The sequence below is a fragment of the Natronospirillum sp. genome (assembly GCF_022565775.1).
Taxonomy (GTDB): domain Bacteria; phylum Pseudomonadota; class Gammaproteobacteria; order Pseudomonadales; family Natronospirillaceae; genus Natronospirillum.
On the sequence record NZ_JAIUMC010000001.1, the window covers coordinates 167077 to 181435 of the forward strand.

Annotated in this window: 15 protein-coding genes; 9 read left to right on the forward strand and 6 right to left on the reverse strand. The window is 58.0% G+C overall.

Translation table 11 applies throughout. The features are described from left to right. Window positions 1-5: 5 nt before the first annotated feature. The 3 genes from LAT62_RS00705 to LAT62_RS00715 all read right to left on the reverse strand — a co-directional run bounded on the left by LAT62_RS00705 (window position 6) and on the right by LAT62_RS00715 (window position 5118). Entirely contained in the window at window positions 6-1934 is a 1929-nt protein-coding gene (locus LAT62_RS00705; protein WP_293377365.1) for a hypothetical protein, read from the reverse strand. A 192-nt stretch (window positions 1935-2126) separates the two neighbouring features. Continuing rightward, window positions 2127-4037 carry a YCF48-related protein gene (locus LAT62_RS00710; protein ID WP_293377368.1) on the reverse strand — a complete coding sequence of 637 codons (1911 nt, stop codon included), beginning with the start codon at window positions 4035-4037 and terminating at the stop codon, window positions 2127-2129. 97 nt (window positions 4038-4134) lie between these two features. Next, window positions 4135-5118 (reverse strand): YCF48-related protein, encoded by a 984-nt coding sequence (locus LAT62_RS00715; RefSeq protein WP_293377371.1) that lies wholly within the window; start codon window positions 5116-5118, stop codon window positions 4135-4137. A gap of 463 nt (window positions 5119-5581) precedes the next feature. Between LAT62_RS00715 and ubiE the strand changes: the two genes are divergently transcribed. Genes ubiE through tatC form a run of 8 tightly spaced genes read left to right on the forward strand, consistent with a single transcriptional unit; the run spans window position 5582 to window position 10755 of the window. Next, entirely contained in the window at window positions 5582-6334 is a 753-nt protein-coding gene (gene ubiE / locus LAT62_RS00720; protein ID WP_293377374.1) for a bifunctional demethylmenaquinone methyltransferase/2-methoxy-6-polyprenyl-1,4-benzoquinol methylase UbiE, read from the forward strand. A 3-nt stretch (window positions 6335-6337) separates the two neighbouring features. Then, window positions 6338-6976 (forward strand): SCP2 sterol-binding domain-containing protein, encoded by a 639-nt coding sequence (locus LAT62_RS00725; RefSeq protein WP_293377377.1) that lies wholly within the window; start codon window positions 6338-6340, stop codon window positions 6974-6976. 4 nt (window positions 6977-6980) lie between these two features. Beyond that, window positions 6981-8582, forward strand: a complete 1602-nt coding sequence (gene ubiB / locus LAT62_RS00730; protein ID WP_293377380.1) for a ubiquinone biosynthesis regulatory protein kinase UbiB — start codon at window positions 6981-6983, stop codon at window positions 8580-8582. Between the two features lie 19 nt (window positions 8583-8601). Next, window positions 8602-8955 carry a phosphoribosyl-ATP diphosphatase gene (locus LAT62_RS00735; RefSeq protein ID WP_293377383.1) on the forward strand — a complete coding sequence of 118 codons (354 nt, stop codon included), beginning with the start codon at window positions 8602-8604 and terminating at the stop codon, window positions 8953-8955. Beyond that, window positions 8952-9296 carry a histidine triad nucleotide-binding protein gene (locus LAT62_RS00740; protein ID WP_293377386.1) on the forward strand — a complete coding sequence of 115 codons (345 nt, stop codon included), beginning with the start codon at window positions 8952-8954 and terminating at the stop codon, window positions 9294-9296. Before LAT62_RS00735 ends, LAT62_RS00740 begins: the two co-directional genes overlap by 4 nt. A gap of 34 nt (window positions 9297-9330) precedes the next feature. Continuing rightward, window positions 9331-9582, forward strand: coding sequence for a twin-arginine translocase TatA/TatE family subunit (tatA, locus tag LAT62_RS00745; protein WP_293377389.1), 252 nt, complete (start codon window positions 9331-9333; stop codon window positions 9580-9582). A gap of 7 nt (window positions 9583-9589) precedes the next feature. Further along, complete coding sequence (tatB, locus tag LAT62_RS00750) at window positions 9590-9991, forward strand: Sec-independent protein translocase protein TatB (RefSeq protein ID WP_293377392.1); 402 nt, start codon at window positions 9590-9592, stop codon at window positions 9989-9991. After that, complete coding sequence (tatC, locus tag LAT62_RS00755; RefSeq protein ID WP_293377395.1) at window positions 9988-10755, forward strand: twin-arginine translocase subunit TatC; 768 nt, start codon at window positions 9988-9990, stop codon at window positions 10753-10755. The genes tatB and tatC overlap by 4 nt, the downstream gene beginning before the upstream one ends. Before the next feature lie 144 nt (window positions 10756-10899). Here tatC and LAT62_RS00760 read toward each other — a convergent pair whose 3' ends face one another. Then, on the reverse strand, window positions 10900-11535 hold the full coding sequence (locus tag LAT62_RS00760; RefSeq protein WP_293377398.1) for a C39 family peptidase: 636 nt from the start codon (window positions 11533-11535) through the stop codon (window positions 10900-10902). Window positions 11536-11539: 4 nt separating this feature from the next. Beyond that, the gene (locus LAT62_RS00765; protein ID WP_293377401.1) at window positions 11540-12448 is read right to left on the reverse strand and encodes a transporter; all 909 of its coding nucleotides are present in this window, start codon (window positions 12446-12448) and stop codon (window positions 11540-11542) included. Window positions 12449-12769: 321 nt separating this feature from the next. Here LAT62_RS00765 and LAT62_RS00770 point away from each other — a divergent pair, with 321 nt between their 5' ends. After that, window positions 12770-13066, forward strand: coding sequence for a hypothetical protein (locus tag LAT62_RS00770; protein ID WP_293377404.1), 297 nt, complete (start codon window positions 12770-12772; stop codon window positions 13064-13066). Between the two features lie 54 nt (window positions 13067-13120). Here LAT62_RS00770 and malG read toward each other — a convergent pair whose 3' ends face one another. Continuing rightward, complete coding sequence (gene malG / locus LAT62_RS00775) at window positions 13121-14350, reverse strand: maltose ABC transporter permease MalG (protein WP_293377407.1); 1230 nt, start codon at window positions 14348-14350, stop codon at window positions 13121-13123. Window positions 14351-14359: the final 9 nt, after the last annotated feature.

A 14359-nucleotide genomic window follows, 5' to 3' on the forward strand; every position in this document is an offset into this window, starting at 1 on the left:
CCCCATCAGTCACGGCTTACCGTCAGCTCGAAAGGGTGGCGCTGGTAGGACTGAAAGCTGCCCAGGTTGCTGGTGCGACCAAACAGATTCCGCACCTGAACCCGATAGAGCCGACTGTTGACCAGGTCATATTCCTTGACCGTGCGACTCGTGGTCTTGACCTTGGTGACTGCGCCCGACACGGGGGCATAGCCAAACTGACCCAGTTCCTCTACCACGATATCCATATCCTGTGAACTGAGGCCAAAGTCGACTTCGAACTGATACTTGCCGGATGGCCCCGTGTTATTGAAGAAGAAATAGGATCGATAGGTCGACCTTTCCTGATTGGCCGTGGTGTGCTGATAGCCGCCCGACACCCCCGGTTGCATTTGATTCGGAGACAGGAAATAGACTCCTCGGGAATTGACATTGTCAGTCCCCGTCGACACGCGCCGGAAATTGAGCGTTGCCTGGGTGGCGTCACATTCATCGGACAGCTTGCGGAAACGAAGGAGATACAGTCTCGGTATCATTCTTTGGGTACCCAGCAGTCGGTGATTGGTCCGGCTGGTGAATTGCACGCCACCCATCTCGGTGCCTGATACGGTCTCGGTGGGGTAGCTGGTCCATCTGACGGAACAGGCTTCATCCATCGACACTTCCAGGGCCCACATGCCAGCGGCTTCAGGGTAAAGATAGACGTCCCAAACGTTGTCCGAGCCGGGCGCGCCGGTTGAACCCCCGGGGTTGGCCACCTTAAATTGAATTTCTTGTTGCGCCAGCTCTTCACCCAGACAAAGGATGGTGCGCGAGGTAAAGGCCTGCGCCGAGCGGCAACCGGTCAGCCAGCGCGCGAGGTTGACCCAGTAATCGGGTTGATCGTCTCTCGGGAAGTTGCTCCCCAGGCGCGACAGGCCGCGGCTCAGATAGAAGGCGCTATTGTCTCCGAGCCGCGTCTTGATCAGAGCCAGTTCCTCGTCCTCCGATTCAAAGCGGTCCTTGGCATAGGCTGCAGTAATGCTCTCTAACTGCTCAGTCTTCTCGATTCGCTGAGCCAGGGCCGTGGAGAGCATGATCAGTGTCGACACGGCATCGCGGTGACCCTCCGGAAGGTCCGGGCCATAAAAAAGATGCAACTGGCTCGGCAGAACACTCAGGCCGAAGTCTGCCATCACATCGGCTTCCGCCTTGCTGTATGCGTCTACCAGACTGCCGCTCTGACTGGTGTGCAGGTAATGCAGCGCCCGCGCCTTCAGCCAATGTGTCAGCACCTGAATATTGCGTCCCTGCCGGGCATCCTGCAGATCCAGAAAGGCCGACAGGACAATCTCAGGGTCATCCACATAGCCATCGGCAGTATACAGATCGAGATACTCGCCGCTGACTTCGGCCTCCACCCAGCGGACCGCCAGAGCGGGCACCTCGAAGACGCCTGCCTCGTCGACAGTGGCCGTTGCCAGAGCACTGCCCAGACGCTGGCCAGTACTGTCATCCAGCGCGAAGAACCTGACTTCGGACCCTTCTTTGTAGGGCCCCATAGCGGCATAAGGGCCCTGCCGCAAGATCTGGCCGGTGACGGCATCGGCGACCAGGGTCACGCTCATCACGGGAGACAACTGGCTGCCCGCCGAACTGCTGACTGCTTCAACCTGGAACCAGTAGGTTGACCCAAAGTCGAGGTCGGAGACGGTCAGCGGTGAACTGACATCAGTCAGATACTGTGCACCCTGATAGCTGGTGCAATTGTCGAATCCGGCCTCCAGCGACTCTTGCGCCAGACACAGGTTGAACGTCACCCCGGAGAAATCCTCCGCGTTCCAGCTTGCCGTTATCTGATTGTCTTCCGGCTCCAGCACCAACTGTACGTCAGCGCCGTCCCGTGCTTGCGTACTCGAGCTCGAACTGCTGCTGTTGCAGCCTGTGACCATCAAACCGGCACAGACAACCAGCATCGTACGGAGAGCATTTGCTCCCCGAAAATGTGTTGAAGGTATCATCGATTGCGTCCTCTCGCCCTGCTCGGCCCACGCCGACAAAGCCATCAAATGTGGTATCAGCCCCCCAACTTCCCGGGGCGTTTCATCCTGAATCAACAACCAGCGGGGTGGCCTTGCGCCGCTCCGCTGTGCTCAGTCATCGAGATTTCAGGGCAGCGACACCTTCAGAAGGTGATTGCCTGCTCCAAGGATGTAGAGGTCTTCGCCCTTCCTCGCCAAACCTCTCACCGGGTGTCTCATTTCTTTTGCTTCCCAGCTGCTGCCATCGTCGCTGATCCAGAGTCGACTGCGCGTATCATCCTTGATGTAGAAGCGATTCCCGTCATTGAATGCGGCGGCAGCCGTCACCGATTCGTCTTCCGGAAACTCAGCTGCGCTCCAGGTTTTGCCACCATCAGTGCTGTAGGCAGTGTGCAGATGCGAATTGCTGGGTGAGGAAACCACCACGGTATTGCCCATTGCAGACAACCTGACAAAACCCATGTTTGTGGTCGACAAGGCGCGCTCTGTGGTCGTCCACTCATCCCCATCAGCACTGGTACGCGCCCAGCCGCTGAAAGAAACGACAACATAGCCGTCTTCGGTGGCCACCAGGCTTCGTGAGGCATCCGGGGCTTCTCCCATCGAACAGCCGGATGGCGTGCACAAGGCGACCTGATCATTGGCTAGATTATTCCCGACGAGAGCCACCCAGGAATTGTCAAGCCCGCCGACGTGCGACAGGAAGAGGTTGCTAGCCGTATTAGTGCGCGGGTCCACCACCGTCCAGCTCTCACCATCGGTACTGTGAGCGACCGTATTGGTCCCGCTCACCACAAAGCGTGTGCCGGTCCAGGCGATATCGGTCAGAAAGGGGGTGCCGGTCAAGGCCACTTCAGACCAGTCGTCGCCATCATCACTGTAGACTGCATAGCCGTTTTCGCTGATGGCCACCATACGTCCTGAATCATTGGTCGCCATGCCGGCCCAGTTGTTCGCGGTCAAAAAAGTTTCCCGGTCATTGCTCCAGCTGGAGCCGTCGTCAGACGACACAATCGCCCCATTGTTACCCACCGCAATAAAACCCTGTGAAGAGTGAATGATGGCGTTCAACTCCTGATTCTGAGGGTTGGCTACCTCCTCCCAGGTAGGTTCATCGGCCGCTCGTTTGTGGATGCGGCCATTGGTGTCGGTAAACCAGTACTGGTCCTCCGCAAACACCAGTGCCTTGAGCCTGCCAGGCAGGCCAAAGGAATAGTCAAAATCATCGTCCTCACTGCTCCAGCTCTTGCCATTGGTGCTGGATCTGAACCCCCATTGATTGAAGCCGCCAGCTACCGCAAACTCGTCGCCATTGAAATGAACATCGGTGATATTGGAGTTGGCACCCGAAGTCACACTGGCTTCTCGAGTCCAGACGCCACCGCCGTCTTCGCTCAGATAGATGTGATGGCGACTGCCGGCGACCAAGCGTCCACCATTCGCAGCGATTGCGGCGGTAGGCAGGGTTGGCCCGCTCTCGACCTTGGTCCAGTTCTTACCATCAGTGCTGCTCAGGTGGGCCTCGGCTTGTACACCGAGCGCAATGAAGTGATTGCCGGTCCAGGTCACTGTATTGAGCCCGCCAATGGCCTCATCGATATCCGCAGATGACCAGGTTGCCCCGTCATCTTCGCTATAGAAGGCTCGGCCTCCACTGGACGCGCCGGTGCTGCCACCAACAGCCACCAGTGTTTGGCCATTCGTTGCCAAACCGCGCAGGCTGGTCGGCGCCGTTTCAACAATCGACCACTCCTGGCCGTCCGTGGACACCATTACTGTTCCCCGATCACCGGCGGCAATCAGACGACTGTTATGCTCTACCAGCGCATTCAGGCTGTATCCCTGTGGTTTGGGATGAGCCCAGATAACCGCAGACTGCGGTGGCGTTCCCGTTGTACCTCCACCACTGCCACTCCCACTGCCGTCAGCGGACCCGTTCTCGTCGGAACTGCTGCTACTGCTGCTGTTACAGCCATAGAGGGCCAATGAAGCCAGCAGCAGTGCCGCCGGCCACGAGTGCGATTTAAAACCATTCATGCCAGTTTACTCCGTTGGATTGTGCGCAGAGCGCACTACTGCGCCGGGCCATCCCATATGGCCCGGCCACAAAAGTCGGATATTGCGTTACAGGATTTCAGGGGTCGCGGCGCATCAGGGTTAGGTTTAGACCCACGGCCCAGGCTCGGCCGCCTTCAAGAGCATGTACGGCCAGCAACTGGGTGTTTTCATTGAAACCGGTCGGCAGGTCCGTTACGGACTCCTCCACCCAGTCAGCGCCGCCGTTGGCGGTAAAGAACACCCGGGCCTCGGTCTGCTGTGCGCCACCGCTGAGACCACCCCCCACCAGCCAGGCCGTGTCGGCATCCAGCCGATACATGTCATAGACAACCCCACTGGAACTGTTGCGAACCACAGCCCAGTCGTCGCCGCCATTGGTCGTACCCATGATGATGCCTGGGCTCATCAGCCAGCCGTTGTTTTCATCAACAAACTGCACGCGCTGAAAGCGTTTGCTGAGCAGATTGGATACGTCACCAATACCGGTACGGCCGCTTTGCCAGTTCAGGCCGCCATCGGTGGTATACCAGTAAGAGTCTTCACCGTCGTTTTCACTGTCATTGCCGACCGCCCAGCCTCTGTTGGCATCGACGAACGACAGGCTGGTAAACGGTTGAGCATCGGAGACGCTGTAAACCTCGTGCCAGGTATCACCACCGTCCGTGGTGCGCAACAAGAAACGGTTGACGCCTGTGATTGATCCGCCAACGGCCCAGCCGAGCTCCGCATCCATGAACTGAATATCAAAGATGGTGCCATCAGTCGTAACTGGCTGAGCCTGTTCAACCCAGGTGGTACCGCCATTTTGGGTATGCAGCAACAGCGGGGGCTGATTCAAGGAACGGCCACCCGCCACCCAGCCAGTATCGCTGTCCAAAAAAAACACAGTTTGCAGGTTGCGATCGAATTCGCCATTACCTTGCTCTTCCCAAGTATCACCACCATCTTCGGTTTTCAGAAGCAGGGTCTGTCGTTCGCCCATAATGCCAATGGGTTGAGTATCACCCACAGCCCAGCCGAGATTCTCATCGACAAAGAAGACATCATTCAGCCGATTCAAAATCAGGTCCGGCTTGTCCAACAAAGCCCAGTTTATTGCTTCCGAATCCGACCCATTGGACCCGTTTGATGAACTCTCATTGCTGCTTGAACTGCCGGAGTCGTTGCAGCCAGCCAAGAGCAAACAGGCGGCTGTCAGTGTTGCTGGCACGCTGATGTTCACGATTTTTTTCATTGTGGTGCGATCTCCATTTTGCCCTTTAGGCAGCGCTTCAGTGTTATGCGAGGCAGGCTTCGCACGATAAGGCGAAGGTCAAGAAAAGATTATTACCCAACCATCTTACAAATGACTTACAAAATGTTGGTTTAAGTGATTTTTTTAATAAATATTTCTGCATTGGAGTCATTTATCTGACTGCTGTCCCGAAATTGCATGGTTCTTGCTGCTGGCAGGGCCGCGCGGCGGTAGCCGTCACGCCACGCCATGAGTACAATGCCCCGAGCCTAATGACACGAGATCACGCATGCCGCGAGAAGATGACACCACCGATTTCGGTTACCAGAGCGTTCCCAAGGGTGAAAAAGCACGTCGCGTTGCCGATGTGTTTCATTCCGTGGCGGCCCGCTATGATCTGATGAACGACCTGATGTCTTTCGGTGTCCACCGGGCTTGGAAGCTGTTTACCAGCGAGCTGTCCGGTGTACGTCAGGGCTCGAAAGTGCTGGATATCGCCGGCGGCACCGGCGACCTGGCAGCGCGCTTCGCCAGGCGTGTGGGGCCGGAAGGAGAGGTCGTGCTGGCGGATATCAATTCTTCAATGCTGCAGGTGGGGCGTGATCGTCTGGTGGACCGCGGACTCGGGCATCGGGTGCACTTTGTGCAAGCCAATGCCGAATGCCTGCCCTTCCCGGATGAACACTTCGACGTGGTCACCATCGCGTTCGGGCTGCGCAATGTAACCGACAAGGACAAGGCTTTGGCCTCCATGCATCGGGTGCTGAAGCCGGGTGGCCGGCTGCTGGTGCTGGAATTCTCCAAGCCCCAGACCGACTGGCTGACCCGCGCCTATGACTTCTACTCCTTTCGCGCCCTGCCGCTGATGGGCCGTCTGGTGGCCAATGATGCCGACAGCTATCGGTATCTGGCCGAATCCATAAGGATGCACCCTGATCAAGACACTTTGCGCGACATGATGCTGGCTGCCGGTTTTTCCCGCGCCCGCTACCACAACCTGACCGGTGGCATTGTGGCGCTGCATGTGGGCTCCCGAGGATAGGCCATGGACACTGCGGACAGGATGCCCATGCCCCCGGCGACGTTGCTGGAACTCGCCACCCCGGCCATTAACCGCGCCCTGGGCTATGCTCCGGCCGCGCACTCGCGACTGCGCACTCTGGGGCCTCAGGTCTGGCGTCTGCACATCGAAGACCTGGGGTGGTCAATCGACATCCGCTCCGACGGTGAGCACCTGCAACTGGATCATCCGGACGACGCTGTGCCGGATGCCGAAGTTCGGGGGCGCAGTCGCGATTTCATTACCCTGGTACAGAGTGAAGACCGCACCGCCACGCTCGCCGGCCTACCGATTCGGGTTGAGGGCAGCACGCGCAGCTTCATGCAATTGCAGAGTCTGGCCAATGAGCTGGATATCGACTGGGAAGCCTGGCTGGGCGACACGGTCGGTGATCTGCCGGCTCATCACATGGCCCGGTTGGGTCGCGAAGCCGGTGCGGCAATCAGCGGTGGCCTCAAGGGCCTGCAACACTCTACCGAGCGCTACCTGATTCGCGAGCGAGCAATGCTCGTGACGCGCAGCGAGGCGGCTGACCTGATGCAGCAGACCCAGGCATTGCGCCGTCGGCTGGACCGGTTGGAAGTGCGCATGAAGCAACTCGCACCTGCGCCACGGAGGGGTTGAACACATGTACTGGTTAAGGCTGTGGCGCATCGGCTGGATAATTCTCTGGTATCGTCTGGATACCTTGGTGCCCTGGTCCTCTCTGCCCTGGTGGGTGCGCTGGCTCTCGGTCGGCCGTTTCTTTCTGCCCACACCCAAAACACCCGGCCCGGTGCGCCTGCGCCGCTTCTTTGAAGCCCTGGGCCCGGTGTTCGTCAAATTCGGACAGATTCTCTCCACGCGCCGCGATCTGTACCCGGGCGAATACGCGGATGAACTGGTGGAGCTGCAGGACAGGGTGCCACCCTTTCCCGGCAACCGGGCCGCCGCCGTGGTAGAAGCCGGTCTGGGTCGGCCCGTCGACGAGGCCTTTGCCGCCTTCGACCGCACCCCGCTGGCGTCAGCGTCCATTGCCCAGGTGCATGCCGCCACCCTGCATGACGGCAGTGATGTGGTGGTCAAGATCATCCGCCCGGATATTGAAAAAACCATCCGCAAGGACCTGGCCTGGATGAGCGCCTTTGCCCGCCTGCTGGCCAATGTGCCCGAGGCCCGTCGCCTGCGCCCGGTCGAGGTGGTGGAAGACTTCGAGCGCACCATCATCGACGAGCTTGACCTGATGCGCGAAGCCGCCAATACCACCCATCTGCGGCGCAATTTCGACAAGTCCGAGTTGCTCTATGTACCGAATGTGCACTGGGACTACTGCAGCCGGCAGGTCATGGTGATGGAGCGTATTCACGGGCTGCCAATCGACGAGGTAGAGCAGTTGCGCGCCGCCGGTGTCGATATGAAAGTACTGGCAGAACGCGGTGTGGAGATATTCTTCACCCAGGTCTTCCGCGACAGCTTCTTTCATGCCGACATGCATGCCGGCAATGTATTTGTCAGCACTGACAAACCGGCAGAGCCCCGTTATATCGCCATCGACTGCGGCATAGTGGGTACACTGGCCGACGAAGATCAGCACTACCTCGCCATGAATTTGCTGGCCTTCTTCAACCGTGATTACCACAAGGTGGCCCGCCTGCATGTGGAGTCCGGCTGGGTGCCCAAGGACACGCCGGTGCACCATTTCGAGCAGGCCATACGAGCCGTTTGCGAGCCGATTTTTGCCCGCCCGCTGAAGGACATCTCGTTCGGGCTGCTGCTGGTGCGCCTGTTTCAGGTCGCCCGTCGCTTCAATATGGAAGTTCAGCCGCAACTGGTGCTGTTGCAGAAAACCCTGCTCAATATCGAGGGTCTGGGACGCCAGCTCTACCCGGATCTGGACCTCTGGGCGACTGCCAAGCCCTTTATGGAGAAATGGCTGCGCGAACGCATCAGCCTGAAGCGCACCGCACTCAGCCTGAAAGATCAGTTACCGTTCCTGCTGGAAAGGGCTCCTGATTGGCCGTATCATCTGGAACGCATGGTGATGGCTCTGGGCGATCCGCGCCAGTCGCCACAGATTCGTGTCACTGCGCCCAAGCGCAACGGTGCGCCTGGAGTTCTGCTGACCGCGATCGGCGGCCTGCTGGCCGCCTGGGGCGATCATGTGGACAATGACTGGCTGCTTTATGGCGGGCTTGGTCTTGCCGGCGTTGCCGCCCTGCTGACGCTCAGCCACCTGTTGCGCTCATCCTGAACTCATTGACGGACCTGCTATGACAACTATTCTGCATCAACTGGAAGCCGTGTTGCAGGCACGCAAACAGGCTGACCCGGACAGCTCCTATGTAGCATCGCTGTATGCCCGGGGCCTGAACAAGATTCTCGAGAAGGTCGGCGAGGAAAGTACCGAGGTCATTCTAGCTGCCAAGGACGCAACACCAGATAATCAGGACGATCTGGTATCTGAAACCGCCGATCTGTGGTTTCATACACTGGTGATGCTGGCGCATCATGATATACCGGTGGATGCGGTGACCGACGAACTGGCCCGACGGTTCGGGCTTTCCGGGCTGGAAGAAAAGGCCAGCCGCGGCTCCGCACAGAACGCTCAAGAGGGCAATAAATGACCGACTGTCTGTTCTGCAAAATAGTCGCTGGCGACATTCCGGCTGATATCGTCTATCGCGACGACATCATGACGGTGTTCAAGGACATCAGCCCGAAGGCTCCGGTGCACCTGTTGGCGGTGCCCAACCATCATGTCGAGAGCCTGAATGACCTGACCGAAGAGGATGCACACTGGGTGGCACACATCACCTGCATGCTGCCGGTCATCGCACGGGACAATGGCCTGACCGAAGGCTTCCGTACTGTGGTTAATACGGGTGCCGGCGGCGGCCAGGAAGTCTATCATCTGCATTATCACATTCTGGGTGATGTCCGCGACGCCAACTGGCGTGGCTTCTGAACCCAAACAACAATAAAGCGCTGAGGAGAACACCATGCTTGGGGGTATCAGTCCAATTCAACTGGTCATCGTTCTGGTGATCGTGATTCTGATTTTTGGCACGAAGAAGCTGCGCGGAATGGGCAAGGACGTGGGCAGCGCCATCAAGGACTTCAAGGAAGGCATGAAGGGCGAAGACGGCAAGGAGAAGAGTGAAGAAGAGAAGCAACTGCTGCAGAAGAAAGAGCAGGCAGATGCCGACTTCACCGAGTCCAAGCAGAAAGACAAGTCCTCCGGAGACAGCTGAGCCCGCCATGTTTGATATGGGGTTTCTTGAGCTGGCGTTGATCGCCGGCATCGGTCTGGTTGTACTGGGCCCTGAGCGCCTGCCTGAGGCAGCGCGCACCGTGGGTCGTTATGTCGGCCAGATGCGCCGCTTTGTGGGCAATTTCCAGCGCCAGATCGAGCAGGAAGTGCGTCTCGAAGAACTGAACCGCAAGATCATGGAAGAAACCGAGGATCAGTCGTTCACCAACAATGACGGCAGCACGACGCCACCGCGCCGGCAGCCGGTGGAGAACGACCCCGGTTTCTATGCGGAATACCCGGAGCGCAAGCCCAAACCCGAAGCGTCCGAGTCGCCAACCGAAACGCCAGCCTCGGCCGAGAACAACGACAATCCGGCAACTGAAAAACCGCCGGAGGACCGCCCATGAGCCAGTCTCATGATGTGCCTCAGTCCATCATCGATCACCTGAAGGAACTGCGCACACGCTTGCTGCGCAGCGTCATTGTGGTGCTGGTTCTGTTCGGCATTCTGTACGTCTTTTCCAATGAACTCTACGGCATTCTCTCGGCGCCGTTGCGCATTCTGGTCGAAGAGCAGGCCGGGCAAATTATCGCCACTGGTGTGGCGTCCCCCTTCCTGGTGCCGTTCAAGCTGAGTTTTGTTGCCGCGGTCATGCTCGGCATGCCATTCATTCTGTATCAGCTCTGGGCTTTCATCGCACCGGCTCTGTATCTGCATGAACGCCGGATGATGATGCCCTTGTTCATTTCCAGCGTCATCCTGTTCTACTGTGGTGTGCTGTTTACCTACTTTGTGGTCATGCCGCTGGTATTCGGTTTCTTCACCAGCGTCGGCCCGGACATGGTGAACATCATGCCGGACATTGCGGCGATTCTGGATTTCAGTTTGAAGATGTTCTTTGCCTTCGGCCTGGCGTTCGAGATCCCCATCGCCACCGTGCTACTGATCTACAGTGGCATAACCACCGTTGAATCGCTGCGCCGCAAGCGCCCTTATATCTTTATCGGCTGCTTTGCCATCGGCATGCTGGTCACACCCCCCGATGTGTTCTCGCAGACCATACTGGCCGTGCCCATGTGGCTGCTGTTTGAACTGGGGCTGGTGTTCGCCAAGTGGGTCAAACCGCTGGATCGCGAAGAGGAAGCAGAGAAGGCAGAGGATAGAGAGTAGACTTTTGATTGGGGACCTGACGGCCCCATGCAGGTCTTACGCCCCCGGCCTACATGGAATCACTGTCCGATCTGCAGGCCAGCAGCGTCAACCGAGCCATGCGCTGCAGGATCCCTTGTGCCCAATATCTTCGCGGCAGGTGACTCAATACTGCATCGCCCATGTCGCAATATCCTGTATGCTCAAGTCCGCAACGGAGCCGGAGCTGTCCAACTGGTAAAGTGGCTCGTCATCTAGGCCGACGATCATGGCCGCGCCTGTCCACTCCTCTTTGAAACGATAGACCGGCATATGGCGGATTCCCACGTAAGGGTCAGCCACTACCACGCGTCCGTTTTCGATACCCCGCCATACCACGAAATGCTCCGTTACCTGATTGGTAATCTGGACAATGGCCGGCGTATTGAATCTGATCAGATCTTCGAGCGAGGCCTGAATTCCAACCCCACGATATCCCTGCCATGCCAGAGCACCCTGCAGATCCAGAAACGTGAATCCTTCTGCTAGTACCACGTCGCGCGCGTCGGAATCCAGGCGATCCAGCATGTGATCGAGCACCTCCTGCTCCCGCAGGGATTCACCGTAATGATAGTTCAGGACAGTGGCTATCGTCGCGGCACCACAGGAGTAGTCGTGCTCCTGCATCACCACTGTTTCTTCACGGGCTGACTGCCAGTCGTCAGAAGGTTCGGGCCATGGCGTAGCAGCACCAGGCCACGCAGTGGGAATGAGCAGTGCGGCCGGTACCAGCCAGGTTGTGAAAGCTTTCTTCAAGGTCATCGGCTCAGTCTCCAGTGAAGTCTATGCGAACCATGATCCCTGCAGCATGAGGGGCGGTCATGTCGAAACTGGCCATGGTGGTAATACTGGTATCCCGATTCCAAGATCGGGTCGTGCCCAGCGCCAGATTGTAGGACTCCGAGTCCGTTCCATCGACATCGTCCCCGTCCACGGCCTGCTCTGCCTGATAGGTACCGGAAATGCGCGCATTCAGGCTCAGACGGTCACTGACCGAAAAGCTGGTACCGGAAGACACCTCATATCGTGTACCGGAAATAGTTCGGTCCGACGCTGCTGTGGAGCGATGCGGCACCTCCACATCCAGGCGTACAAACTGATTGATGTAGTCATAGGTCCGCAGTGCACTGGCACCGGCACTATAGCGCCAGTAATCGAATCCGATACCGGCCTCTGCCTCACGGCGGGTTCCGGTAGGAGGCATCACTTCGCCGTGCAGAGTCACTGCCGGTCGTCTCGAGCCCTCGTCGAATATCTGATAGGAGAGACCGGCAGCCAGGTCTGACAAACCGTTGTTGTAGTCTGTATCTCCAACCTGGCTTTCCCCCGATTCATCCGCAGCCAGTGTTGTCGTCTGACTGACAGAAGCACCAGCTCGCCCCTCCAGAGTCAGATTGTCGACCAGCCCGTAAGCCACATCGACGGTCGATCCAAGCAAACGAGTGCGCTCAGCACTCCGTTCCACAAACCCGTAGTCAAGGGCAACGCCGATACGCCATTCGCCGGGTCGATTGACCATTCCGGCAACGGACTCGCTGATCATGCCACCTTCATTTTCGGGGGCTTCTCCGACCGTAACCGGCGATTCATCGGCATGAACGATCGCAGCGGCCATAAGCACCAATACCAGTAGCAAAACGGACTGGGTAAACATGCGACAAGACGGTTCTTTCATGGGATTAAAACACTCCTCCTTCACACCCCGAGCCAACTGTCAGATGAACTTCGAGGCCAAACACAAAGGCCAACACTTTGGCTACGCCCCAGCGTCCCCTGCAACAGGAACCGGGAATGATTCCTGTAACAGAGTGTAATGGCGTGAACCAGGTACCATTATCGCTGAATGGAATGGGACGGCTGGCTCTTAATTCCAATACAAGGCCGGCCTTTCGGTTGAGATAGTGCGAAGGAGATTGTTACGGTCTTCATGGCACCTGTCTTAATCGATTAAGAGAGGCAGTGTGCTATTCGACAAGTGATAAGAGGACAACAAGAAATGAAGAAATTGACCCAAGCAATGATGATCGCTCTTATTTTGAGCATTATGTCTGCACCAGTAGTCGCGCAAACTGCCAGCGTCACATTGAACGACGTTGAAACGCAAATGGACGTCATGACCCAAGAGGAACTGGATGAAGTCCGTGCAGCAGGCCCACTGGGCATCGGCCTGGTGATCCTCGGTGTGGCTTCTGCTGTCAGCGTCGCTACGGGTGGCGGCATGATTGGACCCGGGCTGACTGACCCCGTGAACCCCGTTGCGCCTCCGGGTCCGAACATTCACACGCCGTTCTGATCCATGACTACGCGTCGGGCTGCACGGAAGCAGGTGGTCCCGGCGCCAGCCATTTCATCCCTTGACCCCACCGGCGGTAAGGCCACTCACCAGGAAGCGCTGCATGAACAGGAATACCACGGTAATGGGTATCCCCGACAACACCGCCGCCGCCGCATAGTTGCCCCACAGGGTGTTCTGCGGGTGAAAATAGTTGGTGGAGCCGACGGCCAGTGTCAGCTTGTCGGTACTTCGCAGCAGCGCCGATGCCAGAGCAAATTCATTCACCACATTGATGAACGAGATGATGAACACCACGGCCAGTATCGGCACGCTCAGCGGCAGCAGAATCCGGTAGAAGGTCTGCCAGGGCGTGGCGCCGTCCATTGCTGCGGCTTCTTCGAGCGACACATCGATGGTGCTGAAATAGCCGATGATCATCCAGATCATCAGAGATATACCGCCCACCATGGCCAGTATGTAGGCGCCGTGCGTATCAATGCCCAACCAGGGCACATAGTCCCCCAGACGGTCGAACAGGTTGTACAGGGCCACCAGCGCCAGGAACGGCGGGAACATCTGCAGAATCAGCATGCCGCGCAGGATGGTGGTCTTGTGATTGAAGCGCATGCGGGCAAACGCATAGGCACTGGCAGTAGCCAGAAACAGAATCAGAAATGCCGATGACAGCGCCACCTTGACCGAGTTCCAGAGCCAGGTCAGTACCGGGAAGGGCGGCGGGGTATGGAACGCCACCCCATAGTTGAGACGCAGGCCACCGATGCTGGCAAAGCCGTCGGGCAGTTCTATCTGTCCCTCCACCTGATCTCCGACACGCACTACTTTCTTGTGGTCCGGTGCGGCAGCTGCCTGTTCGTCATCGGCCACCAGCCGGAAGTCGACGCGATCCGAACGCGCCAACTCCGTGCCGGCCTGGAAGTTGGTCAGTTGGATATAGCTGTCGAGCGGGAAATGACGGGGGTTGACCGAGGACTGCACATCCAGCGACCAGGTGCCGTCACGCTCCACGGTGACCCGGCCCAGGCCCAGGCTGGCCCGCACGGATTCCTGATCCGGGCTGTAGACCGTCGCATTGTTGCGCGTGCCCACATAGGTCTGGCCCATGGCCAGAGTCCAGTGTTCCAGCGTGAAGTTCTGCGGTATCAGGCTGCCACGGGCAAAGTTCCCTTCACGAAACGAGATCGAAATGATCATCGCCAGCGGAAACAGGATCAACGCACAGAACGAGATCAAGAAAATATGGGTAGCCCAGACTCGGGCCCTGACCGACGGTGTCTTAATCATTGCAATCGT

Excerpts from the sequence above, each read along its gene's own strand:
- LAT62_RS00705 (WP_293377365.1), bottom strand. The coding sequence starts at position 1,934 with ATGCTGGTTGTCTGTGCCGGTTTGATGGTCACAGGCTGCAACAGCAGC.
- LAT62_RS00710 (WP_293377368.1), bottom strand. The coding sequence starts at position 4,037 with ATGAATGGTTTTAAATCGCACTCGTGGCCGGCGGCACTGCTGCTGGCT.
- ubiE (WP_293377374.1), top strand. The coding sequence starts at position 5,582 with ATGCCGCGAGAAGATGACACCACCGATTTCGGTTACCAGAGCGTTCCC.
- LAT62_RS00725 (WP_293377377.1), top strand. The coding sequence starts at position 6,338 with ATGGACACTGCGGACAGGATGCCCATGCCCCCGGCGACGTTGCTGGAA.
- ubiB (WP_293377380.1), top strand. The coding sequence starts at position 6,981 with ATGTACTGGTTAAGGCTGTGGCGCATCGGCTGGATAATTCTCTGGTAT.
- LAT62_RS00735 (WP_293377383.1), top strand. The coding sequence starts at position 8,602 with ATGACAACTATTCTGCATCAACTGGAAGCCGTGTTGCAGGCACGCAAA.
- LAT62_RS00740 (WP_293377386.1), top strand. The coding sequence starts at position 8,952 with ATGACCGACTGTCTGTTCTGCAAAATAGTCGCTGGCGACATTCCGGCT.
- tatA (WP_293377389.1), top strand. The coding sequence starts at position 9,331 with ATGCTTGGGGGTATCAGTCCAATTCAACTGGTCATCGTTCTGGTGATC.
- tatB (WP_293377392.1), top strand. The coding sequence starts at position 9,590 with ATGTTTGATATGGGGTTTCTTGAGCTGGCGTTGATCGCCGGCATCGGT.
- tatC (WP_293377395.1), top strand. The coding sequence starts at position 9,988 with ATGAGCCAGTCTCATGATGTGCCTCAGTCCATCATCGATCACCTGAAG.
- LAT62_RS00760 (WP_293377398.1), bottom strand. The coding sequence starts at position 11,535 with ATGACCTTGAAGAAAGCTTTCACAACCTGGCTGGTACCGGCCGCACTG.
- LAT62_RS00765 (WP_293377401.1), bottom strand. The coding sequence starts at position 12,448 with ATGAAAGAACCGTCTTGTCGCATGTTTACCCAGTCCGTTTTGCTACTG.
- LAT62_RS00770 (WP_293377404.1), top strand. The coding sequence starts at position 12,770 with ATGAAGAAATTGACCCAAGCAATGATGATCGCTCTTATTTTGAGCATT.
- malG (WP_293377407.1), bottom strand. The coding sequence starts at position 14,350 with ATGATTAAGACACCGTCGGTCAGGGCCCGAGTCTGGGCTACCCATATT.